This is a genomic window from Sphingobacterium bovistauri (genome assembly GCF_020295405.1).
Lineage (GTDB): Bacteria > Bacteroidota > Bacteroidia > Sphingobacteriales > Sphingobacteriaceae > Sphingobacterium > Sphingobacterium bovistauri.
This window is the reverse complement of sequence record NZ_JADEYP010000006.1, coordinates 18,415-34,258: the sequence shown is the minus strand read 5'-3', so window position 1 is coordinate 34,258 and position 15,844 is coordinate 18,415. Positions and strand designations below refer to the sequence as shown.

At 34.7% G+C, this 15,844-nt stretch carries 13 protein-coding genes; 5 read left to right on the top strand and 8 right to left on the bottom strand.

Translation table 11 applies throughout. From position 1 onward, the window contains the following. Window positions 1-19: 19 nt before the first annotated feature. The 3 genes from IPZ78_RS04775 to lipA all read left to right on the top strand — a co-directional run bounded on the left by IPZ78_RS04775 (window position 20) and on the right by lipA (window position 2,349). Entirely contained in the window at window positions 20-652 is a 633-nt protein-coding gene (locus IPZ78_RS04775; RefSeq protein ID WP_225551830.1) for a porin family protein, read from the top strand. A 19-nt stretch (window positions 653-671) separates the two neighbouring features. Then, window positions 672-1,343: an outer membrane beta-barrel protein gene (locus tag IPZ78_RS04770; RefSeq protein WP_225551829.1), complete on the top strand. Its 672-nt coding sequence runs from the start codon at window positions 672-674 to the stop codon at window positions 1,341-1,343. A gap of 124 nt (window positions 1,344-1,467) precedes the next feature. Next, window positions 1,468-2,349 (top strand): lipoyl synthase, encoded by an 882-nt coding sequence (gene lipA / locus IPZ78_RS04765; RefSeq protein WP_225551827.1) that lies wholly within the window; start codon window positions 1,468-1,470, stop codon window positions 2,347-2,349. A 26-nt stretch (window positions 2,350-2,375) separates the two neighbouring features. Here the strand turns inward: lipA and IPZ78_RS04760 are convergent, their stop codons facing one another. From IPZ78_RS04760 to IPZ78_RS04745, 4 genes are all read right to left on the bottom strand, one after another. Beyond that, entirely contained in the window at window positions 2,376-4,004 is a 1,629-nt protein-coding gene (locus IPZ78_RS04760) for an amidohydrolase (RefSeq protein WP_225551826.1), read from the bottom strand. Between the two features lie 106 nt (window positions 4,005-4,110). Then, entirely contained in the window at window positions 4,111-4,665 is a 555-nt protein-coding gene (locus IPZ78_RS04755) for a NifU family protein (RefSeq protein WP_225551824.1), read from the bottom strand. A 66-nt stretch (window positions 4,666-4,731) separates the two neighbouring features. Beyond that, the gene (gene purB, locus IPZ78_RS04750) at window positions 4,732-6,081 is read right to left on the bottom strand and encodes an adenylosuccinate lyase (protein WP_225551823.1); all 1,350 of its coding nucleotides are present in this window, start codon (window positions 6,079-6,081) and stop codon (window positions 4,732-4,734) included. Window positions 6,082-6,228: 147 nt separating this feature from the next. Continuing rightward, the gene (locus IPZ78_RS04745) at window positions 6,229-6,438 is read right to left on the bottom strand and encodes a hypothetical protein (protein WP_225551822.1); all 210 of its coding nucleotides are present in this window, start codon (window positions 6,436-6,438) and stop codon (window positions 6,229-6,231) included. Between the two features lie 236 nt (window positions 6,439-6,674). Between IPZ78_RS04745 and IPZ78_RS04740 the strand changes: the two genes are divergently transcribed. Then, window positions 6,675-8,024, top strand: coding sequence for an acyl-CoA dehydrogenase family protein (locus tag IPZ78_RS04740; protein ID WP_225551820.1), 1,350 nt, complete (start codon window positions 6,675-6,677; stop codon window positions 8,022-8,024). Between the two features lie 53 nt (window positions 8,025-8,077). Here the strand turns inward: IPZ78_RS04740 and IPZ78_RS04735 are convergent, their stop codons facing one another. The 4 genes from IPZ78_RS04735 to IPZ78_RS04720 form a co-directional block, all read right to left on the bottom strand. Beyond that, complete coding sequence (locus tag IPZ78_RS04735) at window positions 8,078-9,313, bottom strand: OmpA family protein (protein WP_225551819.1); 1,236 nt, start codon at window positions 9,311-9,313, stop codon at window positions 8,078-8,080. Window positions 9,314-9,600: 287 nt separating this feature from the next. Beyond that, window positions 9,601-10,911 (bottom strand): OmpA family protein, encoded by a 1,311-nt coding sequence (locus tag IPZ78_RS04730; RefSeq protein WP_225551818.1) that lies wholly within the window; start codon window positions 10,909-10,911, stop codon window positions 9,601-9,603. A 412-nt stretch (window positions 10,912-11,323) separates the two neighbouring features. After that, window positions 11,324-12,184, bottom strand: a complete 861-nt coding sequence (locus IPZ78_RS04725) for a universal stress protein (RefSeq protein WP_225551816.1) — start codon at window positions 12,182-12,184, stop codon at window positions 11,324-11,326. A gap of 10 nt (window positions 12,185-12,194) precedes the next feature. Further along, a complete protein-coding gene (locus IPZ78_RS04720) occupies window positions 12,195-13,022 on the bottom strand; it encodes a universal stress protein (protein WP_225551815.1) in 828 nt (275 codons plus the stop codon). 193 nt (window positions 13,023-13,215) lie between these two features. Here IPZ78_RS04720 and alaS point away from each other — a divergent pair, with 193 nt between their 5' ends. After that, window positions 13,216-15,831, top strand: a complete 2,616-nt coding sequence (gene alaS, locus IPZ78_RS04715) for an alanine--tRNA ligase (protein WP_225551814.1) — start codon at window positions 13,216-13,218, stop codon at window positions 15,829-15,831. Window positions 15,832-15,844: the final 13 nt, after the last annotated feature.

The window sequence follows — 15,844 nt, the reverse complement described above, 5'->3', positions numbered from 1 at the left end:
AATAATCTACAATATGAAAATGAAAAACTTTTTAATTGCCGCTTTGGCAATGTTCGCTTCTTCGGCGGCTGTAGCACAAGTTAGTTATGGTATTAAAACAGGAGTTAATTTAACAAAAACAAATTATGAGGATTTTTCTTCTGATTTTAAGCAAAAAAACTATTTATCTTACTTCATTACAGGATATGCTGAATTTGGTTTAGGGGGTAATTTTGGTTTACAACCAGGAGTATCCTTGCAAGGTAAAGGTGATAAGTATACTAAAGACGGCGAAACGGTTGCTACTTGGGATGTGATGTCTATTGAAGTGCCTGTAAATTTGATGTATTATATTCCAACTGGTGAGTCAGGCTCTGTGTTTATAGGTGCTGGTCCTTATGTTGGGTTTAATATTGCAGGTAAAACTAAAGTAGAAGCAATAGGTGCTCCAGATTTTGGAACAGTTGGTGAGTCTGATTTGAAATTTTCGGGAGATGATAGAGATCAAAAGCTAATTGATGCTGGTGCAAACTTTTTGTTAGGCTATAAGCTTAGAAATGGTTTCTTAATCAATGCTGAATATGGATTGGGTATTGCAGATTTGCATCCAAGAGAAAAAAATGATCATTTACACAATTATACAATTCGTTTCGGAATTGGTTATCAATTTTAAAAAATAAGTAAACATATAAATGTATTTTAAGTTAGTATTAAGTTTTGCGTTGCTAGTATTTAGCAGTAATGTTTTTGGTCAAATTAGTTATGGAGTTAAAGCAGGTGTGAATTTTCCAAAATTTACATTATTAGAGCCTGTTTTCATAATGGATGGTGATGAATTTGTTGGTTTTGATGGTGATAAGCAGGAGTCTGTTGAAACTAAAGCTGTAACCAATTTCTATATCACGGGTTTTACTAGTATTATGCTTTCTAATAGAATTGCTTTAGAACCGGGTATAACATTGGAAGGAAGAGGTGGAAAAATACCAGGCAATGATTATGAAGCAAATTATATGTTTGTTGGTGTGCCCTTAGCTGTCTCTTATTACTTACCAATGAATTTCGGCGGAGATGTTGTAATTAGTGCTGGTGGTCATTATGGTTTGAATTTCGGTGGTACTTATAAAGGTGTAGTCGATATTACAGATCCAGAGAATCCTATAATTGACGAAACTGATATATCATATGGAAGGTATGAGGATTTTAGAAAGGATGATTATGGACTTAATTTTGGATTGGGGTATAAATTCAACAATGGAATCTTGATCAATACTTCATATACTTTAGGTCTTAGAAATCTAGGAACAGTCAGAAATGAAGAACTAAAAAGCCGTGGTTTCTCCTTTGGGATAGGTTATCAATTCTAATTTAAGAATACACGTTTGATACTTGAAAAGGCCTTGATAAAATCAAGGCCTTTTCTCTTTAATATGATTTTCTGTTAACAATAATTCTTATTCAGATTAGCCAAAGTTTCATTACATTTGTGCTATGATTGAACTACCTGTTATACCTGTTAATCAGACACAGCGTAAGCCTGATTGGTTACGTGTAAAACTTCCAGTGGGAAAAGAATATCGTCATGTTCGTAATTTGGTAGACGAGCATAAACTACATACGATTTGTGAGAGTGGTAATTGTCCTAACATGGGAGAGTGTTGGGGGGCAGGTACTGCTACATTTATGATTTTGGGCAATATATGTACACGTTCATGTTCATTTTGTGCGGTAGCTACAGGAAGACCATTGGCTGTAGATTTGGATGAGCCTAATCGCGTAGCAAATTCTGTTAAGTTGATGCAAGTGAAACATTGTGTGATTACTTCTGTTGATCGTGATGATTTGAAAGATGGTGGTTCTACAATTTGGGCTGAAACCATTAATGCAATTCGTCGTGAAAGTCCTGAAACAACTTTGGAAACATTGATTCCTGATTTCAAAGGCCAATGGGAAAATTTGGAACGTGTGATTGCTGTTCGTCCTGAAGTCGTTTCGCATAATTTAGAAACAGTTCGTAGACTTACTCGTGAAGTGCGTATTCAAGCTAAATATGATCGTTCATTAGAATGCCTTCGTCGTATTTCTGAAGCAGGTCTTCGTACGAAATCTGGAATTATGTTGGGATTGGGAGAGACTGAAGAGGATGTGGTAGAAGCAATGCAAGATTTGTATAATGTAGGTGTTCATATTTTGACATTGGGTCAATACCTACAACCTACTAAGGCACACCATCCAGTCATCGATTGGATTACGCCTGCACAATTCGAAAAATACAAACAAATTGGTTTAGAAATGGGATTCAAATATGTGGAATCAGGACCTTTAGTTCGATCTTCATACCATGCCGAAAAACATTTATTCGATATGCAATAATAAAAAAGGAGCTGTAAGCTCCTTTTTTATTGTCTAATATATACAGATTCACCTGCAATTACAGTCCGTAATGTTTTGATACCTCTTAATTTTTCGTTTGATGCGGTCATGATATCATCGTCTAATATGATAAAATCAGCATCCTTGCCTTTCTCTATCGATCCTCTTTTTTTCTCTTGAAAGCAGCCGTAGGCTGCCCAAATCGTCATGCCTCGTAGAGCTTCTTCTCGAGATAATGCATTTTCCATTTGAAAACCTTCTTTTGGTTGTCCTTGTGCATTTTGCCGAGCTACAGCAGCGTGAAAACTATATAGTGGATTAAAATGTTCAATGGGAAAATCTGTGCCAATAACTACTTTTCCATATGATTTAAGTAGTTCCTTGTACGCATATGCTCCTTTGGCTCTTTCTATTCCTATGCGTTGTATTAGCCAATTCATATCAGAAGTAGCGTGTGTCGGCTGTATCGAAGGTATGATTTGATATCTTTTGAATTTTATAAAATCCGACGGATGTACCACTTGTGCATGTTCAATTCGCCATCTTCTATTTTTGATGTCTAAAGCACCGTACAAGTCTAAAAGCATTCTGTTGGTAGAATCACCTATAGCATGTATCGCTACTTGAAAATTGGAATTGGCTAATTGTGCTAACGACTCCTTAAATTCTTCTTTGGAATGCAGAAGAAATCCTTTTGTGCTATCGTCACTGTAGTTTTCTAACATACGAGCTCCACGCGATCCTAATGCCCCATCTGCCATTAATTTTATAGCTTTAATATTTAGCCTTTCAGATTCGAATGTTCCCTCATTGATATATTTTGAAATATTATGAGGCTCAGCAAATAACATGGCGTAGTTGCGAATTTTTAAGGAGTCTTGCTCATAAAATTTCTTCAATAATTCTAATTGTTCAACTTCTAAGCCTGCATCAACAATACTTGTCAAGCCAACTGATAACAAGGAATCTTGTGCCTGCCTTAGCTTTTGTAAAATATTAACTTCATTACCCGCAGGGATATATTTTGAAACTAATGCCATAGCATTATCAATTAATAATCCCGTCATACGTTGTGTGGAATCTATTTCTATTTTCCCTCCTTCAACATATACTGAAGTATCGATTTGTGCAATTCTTAATGCTTCAGAATTAACTATTGCAGCGTGATAATCGATGCGGTTAAGGAAAATAGGGATATCTGGGAAATATTTGTCTAAAGTATCTCTATGTGGGTATTGCTTAATATCCCAAAGTGACTCATCCCATCCACCTCCCAAAATCCATTTGGAATCTGGATTTTTTTTGCGGTATTCTTGTACGCGGGCAACAAAATCTTTCATCGATTTGCAGCCAACTAAATCAACTTGTTGTAAATAATCTGCAAGCATAAATGAATGTGCGTGACCATCATAAAATCCGGGGTAAATCGCTTTTTGATTGGCATCAATAATTTCTTTTGCTTTATATCGTGACAACATCTGTTTATCTGTCCCTATATCAATAAATATCCCGTTTTTGACAGCGAATGCTTGATGAATAGTGAAATTAGAGTCTACAGAATAAACTTTGGCATTGTGCACGATTAAGTCAACTTCAATATTAGTCGTACACTGTATAAATAAAATTAGTGTAAAAATTAGACCTATAAATTTCATGTAGATATGATTATTTATTAAAGTTAGTAAAATCGTAATACTAATAACAAAAAAAAGGCTTAGTAAACTTACTAAGCCTTTTTTATATGTTTTGAATTGGTATTTGTTACATTGCTTCCGCAACTACCTCTTCTACTTCGGGTACCATACGTTTTAACAAGCCTTCGATGCCAGATTTTAACGTAATAGTCGAAGATGGACAACCACTACAAGATCCTCTCAATTCCACTGTTACAGTGCCATTTTCGAAAGATTTATAAGCTATAGCTCCACCGTCTTGTTCTACAGCAGGACGCACATAGTCGTGCAATACTTGTTGAATCTTAATTTCAGTTTCAGTACCTTCGAAAGCTACATCTTCGTCTTTTACAACTTCTTGTATTTTTAATTCAGATTCTACAGCACCTTTAACAAACTCCTTAAGTAAAGCTTCAATGTCGCTCCATTCTGCATCGTCTGTTTTAGTGACCGTTACGAAATTAGAAGCAAAGAAAACGCCATTTACAAAATTGAATTTGAATAATTCGCGCGCAAACGGTGATTCTTGTGCCTTTTCTCTATCTGGAAAATCTACACTACCGTTAATTAAAAGCTTATTTACCAAAAACTTCATTGTAGAAGGATTTGGTGTAGATTCTGTATATACGTTAATTGTTGCCATGTTATTTATTAAATTATTCAAATATAATAGATAGCTTAAATATCCACGTCATTGAATCGTAAAAGCTTACAATGAAACGCCTGTGTAATTCCACGGCGTAATATTTTTAATTTCAGCCTTTACATCATCATTAATATTCAAACCTTCTACAAATTCAGCAATTGTTTCTTGTGTAATATGCGAATTTGTACGTGTTAAATCTTTTAATGCTTCATAAGGTTTTGGATATCCCTCGCGACGCAAGATGGTTTGAATTGCCTCGGCTACTACAGCCCAATTATTTTCTAAATCTTTTTGGAATGCTTCAGCATTTAAAATCAATTTGCGTAAACCGCGTAATGTTGATTTGAAAGCAATCAAAGTATGTGCAAATGGTACACCGATATTGCGAAGAACAGTAGAGTCCGTCAAGTCGCGTTGCAATCTTGAAATCGGTAATTTGGCCGCTAAATGTTCTAAAATAGCATTAGCAAGACCCAAGTTACCTTCTGCATTTTCAAAATCGATCGGATTTACTTTGTGTGGCATTGCAGATGAACCAATTTGACCAGCAGTGATTTTTTGTTTGAAATAATCCATTGAAATATACGTCCAAATGTCACGACATAAATCAATTACAATATTATTTACACGTTTCATAGCATCACAGCTAGCTGCGAAGTTGTCATAGTGCTCTATTTGTGTAGTTGTTTGTGAGCGGTCAAGTCCTAATTGTTCGTTTACGAATTTATTTCCAAAAGAAACCCAATCCATAGAAGGATATGCTACGTGATGTGCGTTAAGATTACCCGTTGCACCGCCGAACTTTGCAGAATACGGTACCGATTTTAAAGTGTTCACTTGCTTCTCGATACGCTCGATGAATACGTTTATTTCTTTCCCTAAACGGGTAGGAGATGCTGGTTGTCCATGTGTGCGAGCTAGCATGGAGATGTCTTTCCATTCCTCAGCAAGACTTTTTAATTCCGTGATTAATTCTGTAACAGTAGGAAGATATACATTATTAATAGCTTCTTTCCAAGAATAGGGGATAGCTGTATTGTTAATATCTTGAGAAGTCAATCCAAAATGGATGAATTCTAAAGAATCTTGAAGACCTAATTTTTCAAATTCATTTTTAAGGAAGTATTCTACAGCTTTTACATCGTGATTGGTTACCTTCTCTGTATCCTTAATCCATTGTGCATTTTCAAGGCTAAAGTTTTGATAAATACTTCTTAGTTTATCATTCAATGAACCGTCAAAATGTGCCAATTGTGGAATACCTGATTCAGCTAATGCAATAAAATATTCAACCTCAACTAAAACACGGTATTTGATAAGTGCAAATTCTGAAAAGTAATCAGATAATTCTTTTGTAGCATTGTAATATCTTCCGTCTACTGGAGTTACGGCTGTAAGTGATGATAATGTCATAAGTTAAAATAATATGAGTCAGAAGGACTAATTAAGTTAGCTGTAAAAATACGAAAATATTAAACTTATTCGTTTAATTAATATAAACAAAAAAGCTCGTGTTAATAAAAACACGAGCTTTTTGGAGTATTTTAACTCTTATCGGAATTATTGAGCGTTAGCTACTGAATCAACGATTGAATCAACTTTAGCAACAGCTGAATCAGCAGTAGCGTTGATAGAATCAGTTAAAGCTGTTGCTGTAGAATCGATAACGTTAGTTAAAGAATCAGCAGTTTCTTCTGTTTTAGTAGTGTTGTTACAAGAAACTACAGTTAAAGCTAAAGCTAAAAATCCGAATGCGAATAAATTTTTCATTTTTTAATTTTCTATTTTAATTGAAACAAATTTGTTTACTATACCTATTAATACGGGTATCTTTAAAAGGTAACCCAAAAAATAAAACTTTTTTATTTTTATTCTAAATGACTAATAGTCAGATGTATAAATTTAATTCCGTCTTATTTCGGATGCAAATATAGTACAGATTTCTTGAAATGCAACAATAAAAAGTTATTTTAATAAAAAAGTTTTTAAAAGCTAATGGATGTGCTATGTTAGATAAGTTTAAAAAGTTGTTAAAGTTGTATAAATCAGTCGATTTAGCACAGCTGGAGAAATTGTCTCAAAAAGTGGATTTGGCGGCTGTAATCAACTCTGTATCCAAAATGGATGAGGGACAGTTGCAAATGGCTATGAAAATGTTGACTTCTCAAAAGAAAAAAAAGGATCCTCCTCCAATCAACGCAGATTTTTATAGTGTAGCAGAAAAACTGTCTCCAGAAGATAGGGCATTGCAATTAAAGGTGAGATCTTTTCTTGAAGCAGAAATAAAACCTTTAGTAAATAAATATTGGCTGCACGATGAATTTCCTTTTGAAGTAATTCCAAAATTAGCAGAACTGAATATCTGTGGGTACGTGTACGACGGGTATGGTTGTGCAGGAGGAAGTTCTTTAATGGATGGTATAATTGCAGCTGAGTTTGGCCGAATCGATCCTTCTATCGCTACTTTTTTCGGGGTACAGAGTGGCTTAGCCATGGGGTCAATTTATATGTGTGGTTCAGAAGAACAAAAGCAAGAATGGTTACCTCAGATGCAGCAATTAAAAAAAATTGGTGCATTTGGACTTACGGAACCTGAGGTTGGTTCAGCTACCGCAGGAGGATTGACTACTACTTGTAAAAGGACAGCAGAGGGATGGGTGTTGAATGGACAAAAGAAATGGATAGGAAATTCGACTTTTTCAGATATTACTATCATTTGGGCAAGAGATGTCGCTGATAATCAAGTAAAAGGTTTTATTGTGCGTAAAGAGAATCCTGGCTTTGCTGTGGAGAAGATTAAAGGAAAGATGGCATTGCGTATTGTGCAAAATGGTTTGATCACGTTAACTGATTGCATCGTCCCTGAATCAGATAGATTGCCAAATGCTAATTCATTCAAAGATACAGCTAAAGTCTTGCAAATGACAAGGGCAGGCGTAGCCTGGATGGCGGTAGGATGCGCACGTGGTGCCTATGAAAATGCCTTAGAATATACCTTAAAGCGCGAACAGTTTGGTAAGCCTATCGCTTCCTTTCAGTTGATTCAGAATCATTTGGTAGAGATGCTTTCAAATCTGACTTCTATGCAAACTCTTGTTTTTAGACTATCAGAACTACAAGACGAGGGTAAATTGAAAGATGAACATGCGTCATTAGCAAAGGTTTTTTGTACACTAAGGACAAGAGATATCGTATCTAGGGCAAGGGAAGTAATGGGGGGTAATGGAATTTTGTTAGAATATAATGTAGCTCGATTCTTGGCAGATGCCGAAGCTATTTATTCATACGAGGGGACCAAAGAGATTAATTCTCTAATTGTCGGAAGAAGTATAACGGGGTTTAGTGCTTTTGTGTAAAAATATAAAGGGGAGCTCGCCAGCTCCCCTCTAACCTTTAACAATCCCGAGAATTAATATAGTGAGAATTCTACGCGGCGATTTTGTTGGCGTCCTTCTTCCGTATCATTTGAACTGATAGGTTGATTTTCGCCATGACCTGCAGTTACGATTTTACTTGCAGATACACCTTTAGATACTAAATATGTTTTAACAGCATCAGCACGGTCGTTTGATAATTTTTGGTTTACAGTTGAAGAACCAATGTTATCTGTATAGCCGTCCAGTTTCAAGCTATAATCTTTACTTTTCATTAATTCAGCAACTTTATCTAAATAGCCATTTGATGAAGAACGAATACTTGCGGTGTTGAAATCAAATTCTAGATTTTTTACAGCCTCAATTACAACTTGTTTTTCGTTTTCAGGTAATTTTAATTCAGGCAATGGACATCCTGAGCCATCAACTTTAGTTCCAGAAGGTGTATTTGGACATTTGTCGTAGATGTTTGCAACACCGTCTTTGTCATCATCCTTCAAGCCTTTAGTTAAGTTGTCAAGTTGATTTTTAATATCATTGTTTGATTTTAAAATAGCTTCTTGTGCAGCTTTTAGCTCATCGTATTTTTGTGATAAGTGATCACTTGTATTTGCTCGTTTTGTATTTTGGATGAACGGTTTTTCTTTAGATCCTAGAGCGAATTCTAAACCAACGTGTACATATGAAAATAAGTCATACGGAAATGAGTGATTCGATTTACCATCAAAATAATCATTTGTCCAATTAAATTGATAACCTAAGTCTAAGTTAGTACCACGTCCAATTACAAATTTCAAACCTAAATCTGCAGGAACGAATACTCTATTTAAATCTGTTTCTGTGCTTCCAGAGCTTCTGTTGACATTTAAGTAACCAATACCAGCCGCTAAATATGGTTTAACAACTTTAGAATTAAATAAATTAGAAACGTATTCTCCTGAAAGAGCTACTGACCATGGTAGTTTAGTTTCAAATTGAGTTGTAGAACTTGATGCCTCACGAATTTTTCCTCCTAAATACTGAAGTTTGAATCCGAAGTTTGGAGACAAGTGTTTTTTGATGTATGCGCTATACCCTAATTCTAAATTGCCTTCATTGAAACCAAATTTGTTCTCTTGACTTAACAAACCTGTGTTCAGGCCGAATGACCATGTTCTGTATTCTGATCTTGGTAAAGAGCTATCGTATATAGCTTCTTGTGCATAACTATTTGAAGTTGTAAACAAAGCAAGTAGCAATGCAGATACTTTAGTTAAATTATTTATTTTCATAAGATGTATATTAATTCATAATATAATTTGCAATATAAAATTGTTTATTACAACTTTATATTGCAAATATATGTATTAGTTTTTTATTTAATAAATACTCTTATGAAATTTAATTTAAATTTCGTTCTGGTTTTTGTTTTAATTTGTTGATTTTTAATAAGATGTGATTTTTATTTTGGTTTGTTGTTTGTGTATTCTTGTGGAGAATACACTACAGACCTAAATAAAAAATGGGCTTTGAAATATTTCAAAGCCCATTTTTTATGCTTAATTACTCTTAAAATATATTAATATAAAGTAAATTCAACACGACGGTTTTGCTGACGACCCTCTGCTGTAGTATTTGATGCGATAGGTTGGTTTGGCCCATAGCCAGTAGCCTCTATACGAGAAGCATTTGCACCTTTGGATACTAAGTAAGCTTTAACAGATTCAGCACGTTCTTTTGATAAACGTAAGTTTGTCTGTAAAGAACCTGTATTGTCCGTGTGACCAGCTAATTTTAAACTAAAGTTTTTCTCAATTAAAATCGCTGCCACTCTATCTAAAGATGAGTATGAAGTAGAACGTATAGTCGATTTGCCCGTTTCAAATTCTAAATTCTTAATGGCTTCATCTACTACTTTTTTGTCTTCTTCGGTAACGACTATTTTCTCAATAACCTTTGTTTCATTCTTTAATTTGATAGGACATCCTGCTCCATCTACAGGAACTCCTGCTGGTGTGTTTGGACATTTGTCAAATTTATTAGGTACACCATCATTGTCACTATCTTCCAGATCTTGATTAATTTGTGCTATTTGATCTTTCAACACATTGTTAGAAGCGATAAGTGCATCACGCTCTGCTTTGATCTGATCATACTTATTATTGACGTCAGCGGCTAAAGTTGCGGCAGGATTACTGTTAGCTAAGAATGGTTTGCCTGATCCTCCTAATGCAATTTCAAGACCTGCGTGAATATAATTATAAGTATCATGCTTTAATGAGCCTGATTGTATGCCATTAAAATCTTTATTCACGAAGTTAAGTTGATAACCTAAGTCGAAGTTAACCCCTTTAGCAATAGCGAATTTAAAACCAGCATCTACTGGTATGAATAATTTAGTTTTTGCATCGTGCGTATTACCTGCGTATGTAGTCTCAAAGTTTAAAGCACCAACACCAACAGAAACGAATGGTTTGATAAAACTATTGATAAATCTCCAATTAGCGTTTCCTAAAGTTAATTCTCCTGATAAAGCTGCTGACCAAGGTGTCTTTGTTTCAAAAGAAGTTCCTGTTGTTGGATTACTGCCTCCTACTTTACCTCCTAAATATTGAGCTTTAATTCCGAATGAAGGTGAAAAGTGTTTTTTAATATATGCGCTGTATCCTGCATTATTGTCCATTTTTTTAAAACCTTCTTGATTGAAGTCAAAAAAATTCCATTGGTTTAAAAGTCCCGCATTTAGTCCGAATGACCAGGTTTTGTATTCTGATCTAGGTGAAAATGGCGTAGTGCCTTCAATTGTTGGGTGTGAAATTTGGGCAAATGAAGCTGTAGTAAATAAGCCTGTAGCTAATGCTAATGTGAATTTTTTGTAATTGCAGATCATTAAATTAATAATTTTAATTTTTAAGATTTTTATTCTTGCAAAAATAAAAATCAATGATCTTAAATCGATAAAAGATTATATGTTTGATAATTTATGTAGGTTAAAAGCTACATAAATTACGTGTAATTTAATTTTTTGTTAAATACATGAAGCTCAGGTGCTTGTTTTCATGATTTCGAACCTCATTAATAAGTTGTTGTTTTTTTGTTAAAATATTTTTTAAACTGTAATCGCTGTTTTTTGGTGGTGAAAGGTAATAAAGACTAGTTGACTCGAAATATCATGATTTAATTAATTTTTACTAAGTACTTTTTAAATTTTCTGTTAGAATTTTAAAAAAAGAATCACCAGATATCAAATAAATGTGATACCTGGTGATTCATATATGTAATTGCTTATTGTTAGTTAATTGTTATGCTTCTGTTCGTTTAGCAAAAAATTTGGGTATTTGAATTTGATATGCCATTCTGCGAACAATATTCTCTTCAATAATTTTTCTTAAAAATGATTTTTTACTTTTAGTCACTAATAAAACATCTAATAGCTCATCCGAAATAACGGTGTCTATTGCCGAAGATATATCTTCTTTGTATTGAACAAAGAAGGTTTGAGATTTAATCACATAAGAAATATCTTCAATCCCTGTTTCCTCAATGATCTTTTCAATAAATACATCAAAACTTTTGTCAATATTGTGAATCGATTCGTTTGATGTGTTGATGTGTATTAAGACTAATTCGAAATCTTTGCCATAAACTTTGATTGCCTGTTTCAACACATCTATTTCACCGTATTTAAAATTACACAATAAGCCTACTTTATCCACATTGTATTTTTTTTCACTGTATGGAACTGCAAGTACAGGCACTTTAGTGTTCAAAAAGACATCAAACATATTAGAACCAATTAATAAAGCGTCCAATCCAAATGCTCCTTTAGTTCCCATTACAATAGCATTATATGCCTCTTGTGATGCGAATTTGCTCACCTCGTCATATAAGTTGCCATCTGTGTAAAGAACATTAAATTGAATGGTTGGGGCATCATTGTGGAATTTTTCTATTAGACTATCCATCTGTTTTTTTGCTTCAGGGACACGTGGGTCAACTAAGCTTGGGTCTTCTATCGCATTTTGATATATATTGCTATGATCGGTAAACACATGTAACAAATCAATCTGAAAGTCATTTTTGTCTGCTAATTTTACTGCATATTCTACGGCTTTATCCGAATGTATGGAGAAGTCAACTGGTATTAATATTTTATTGCTCATATGATGATGATTAAATGTTATCAAAGAATGTTGGTTTTTGTAAGCTTAATGTGATTTGACGTGATACTGAAGTCGAAATAATTCTTTCAAAGAATGATTTTCTGGTTTTTGTCACCAAAATTATATCGTAATTATTGTTGTTAATAATATGATTAATCACTTCTGGAACAGTATCTAGATCTTCGTTGTCATGTTGAATAGGTTGAGCTATAATATTTATTGAACCTATATCACTCAATTGTTTGATGTTAAATGTCCAATCTTGGAGTTGTTGTTCAATATCTTTAGCTTTTTTGTTGTCTTTGTAGATGTGAATAATATCTAATTCGTTAATAGAAGAGACATTTTGTATATAAGTATTCAAGGTTTCAATTTCTTCTGCTTTGAAATTCGTAAGAATTGCTATTTTGTTTGAAGAAAATGTAATAACATTATTCGGTATTGCTATTACAGGGATTTTTGATTTACTCGTAATGTAGGATGTGTTGCTACCCCAAATGACAGATTTACCTTGCCCTGCACCAGTTGTACCCATAATAATTAATACAAAGTCTGGCTGAACAGCGTAGTCAGGTAGTACGTCTGTTAATAATCTTGATACGCACTCTGTTGTTATGACAAGAGAAGAGTATTCTTTTGTCAATTGCTCTTTTAATTCTTGGATTAGAAAATCAGCCTTAAGTTGGGAAGAATTTTCCATCTCCGTAGCAGTGCTTGTTGTATAGCAATGAAACAAGTGAATGTCGTAATCGTTTTCTTTCGCAATTTCACAAGCGTATTGGGCTGCAACTAAGGCGTTTTTAGAAAAATCGGTAGGAACTAATATCTTTTTTGTCATGTAATTTAGTAATCGCTGTAAATGATAGGATAAATTTACTAAAGATTATTTAATTAAAAGATGATTAGTGTCAGCATTTAGAAATGACTTTAGTTGCTTTTTTTAATGGATTAAAAGCCTAAACAAATAATTAATATGATTGTATTAGCCAGCAATTTTGAGTAAATTTGCGACTTTAAAAAAGTATAATTTCATGACCAGTAGAGAAATACGCGCAGCGTTTTTGGAATATTTTCAAAGCAAATCACATCACATCGTACCCTCAGCTCCAGTAGTAGTCAAAAATGACCCTACTTTAATGTTTACGAATGCCGGAATGAACCAATTCAAAGAATTGTTTTTGGGTGAAGCCGCCGTAAAATATCCAAGAGTAGCCGATACACAACGCTGTTTGCGTGTTTCTGGTAAACACAATGACTTGGAGGAAGTAGGTATTGATACCTATCACCATACCTTGTTTGAAATGTTGGGAAATTGGTCATTTGGTGATTATTTTAAGAAAGAAGCGATCGCTTGGGCTTGGGAATTGTTAACTGAGGTTTATAAGCTAGATAAAGATCGTTTGTATGTTACTATTTTTGAAGGTGATGCTTCAGAAAACTTGGAACGTGATACAGAAGCGTATGATTTATGGAAATCATTCATTGCTGAAGATAGAATCCTTTTAGGAAATAAAAAAGACAACTTTTGGGAAATGGGGGATCAAGGACCGTGTGGACCTTGTTCTGAAATCCATTTTGATATGCGTTCAGAAGAAGAACGTGCACAGGTAAAAGGTCAAGATTTGGTAAATGTAGACCATCCTCAAGTGATTGAGATTTGGAATCTGGTATTTATGCAATTTAACCGTTTGAAAAACGGAAGCTTGGAGTCTTTGCCAAATAAACATGTGGATACGGGGATGGGTTTTGAGCGTTTGGTGCGTTGTATACAAGGTAAAACCTCTAACTATGATACGGATGTATTCCAGCCATTGATTCGCTTTATCTCAGAGAAATCTGGTATTGCTTATGGTGCGGACGAGAAAACAGATATCGCCATGCGTGTTATTTCGGATCATATCCGCGCAGTGAGTTTTGCGATAGCAGATGGTCAGTTACCATCTAATAATAAGGCAGGGTATGTCATCCGTCGTATCTTACGTCGTGCAGTACGTTATGCTTATACGTTTTTGAATTTCAAAAATCCATTTTTCCACGAATTGGCTCCTGTTTTGGCAGAACAATTCAAAGGTGTTTTTGATGAGTTGTATGCTCAGCAAGATTTCGTGGAGAAAGTAATTTTAGAAGAGGAAGTTTCTTTCTTGCGTACTTTGACTACAGGCATTCAGCGTTTCGAAAATTATGCCGAAGGAAATCAAGTTATTGATGGTGAATTTGCTTTCGAATTATTTGATACTTACGGTTTTCCTATCGATTTGACAGATTTGTTGGCTCGTGAAAAAGGTTTAACGGTTAATATGGAGGCTTTTGATAAAGCTTTGCAAGCGCAAAAAGATCGTTCAAGAGCAGCTACTGTGATTGATACTGGTGATTGGGTAATTGTAAATGATATTGACGATACAGAATTTGTTGGCTACGATAGCTTAACAGCTACTACTGAAATTGTAAAATATCGTAAAGTTTCGGCTAAAGGTAAAGATCAATATCAATTGGTATTATCGGTTACACCTTTTTATGCAGAGGGTGGTGGCCAAGTTGGTGATACAGGGATTTTGATTTCAGAGTCTGGTGAAAAAATATATATCACCGATACGAAGAAAGAAAATGGTCTTTTTGTACACTTCGTGAATCAATTGCCATCTTCGTTGGAAGGATATTTTGAGGCAAAAGTAGATGTAGCTAATCGTTTGGATACAGAAAGTAATCATTCGGCTACGCACTTGTTGCACGGGGCGTTGAAGCAAGTCTTGGGAGATCACGTGAATCAAAAAGGTTCATTGGTCAATTCGGAAGTGTTGCGTTTTGATATTTCGCATTTTTCGAAAATGACCTATGATGAAATCAAAGCGGTAGAAGATATCGTAAATGCGAAAATTCGTGAGAATGTAACATTGAAGGAAGAACGTCAAGTTCCATATCAAAAAGCTATTGAGTCAGGAGTTACGGCTTTATTTGGTGAAAAATATGGTGATTATGTTCGTGTAATTACTTTTGATGATACATTTTCGAAAGAGCTTTGTGGAGGTACACATGTGAAAGCGACTGGACAGATTGGCTTTTTCAAAATCATTTCTGAGTCTGCGGTTGCAGCTGGTGTACGTCGTATAGAAGCGATCACAGGTACACATGCTGCAGCAGTAATACGCGAGCATTTTGAACTGGCGCAAAATATGAAGGAAATCTTAAACAATCCTAAAGATTTCATTTCTGCAATGACGAAAGTAGTGGAAGAGAACGGTGCGTTGAAGAAGGAGATAGAAAATACGATTCGTGAGAAATCTCTTTCTATGAAAAAGGATTTGGAGGCTAAGTTCGAAACTATTGATGGCGTGAACTTTTTGGCTACTCGTGTAGACTTGCCTAGTGCAGATGCGGTAAAAACCTTAGCATATGCATTGAAAGGTGCTTTGAATAATTTATTCCTTGTATTAGGAGCTGAATTTGATGGAAAACCAAGTTTGACCGTGGTTGTAACGGAAGATTTAGTAAAAGAGAGAGGATTAAATGCAGGCACGATTATTCGTGAGTTGGCAAAAGATATCCAAGGTGGAGGAGGAGGTCAGCCATTTTTCGCTACTGCAGGGGGGAAAGATGCAAGTGGATTGGATAAAGCGGTTGCTAGAGCTAAAGATTTTTTGACTAAATAATAAAAAAATATAA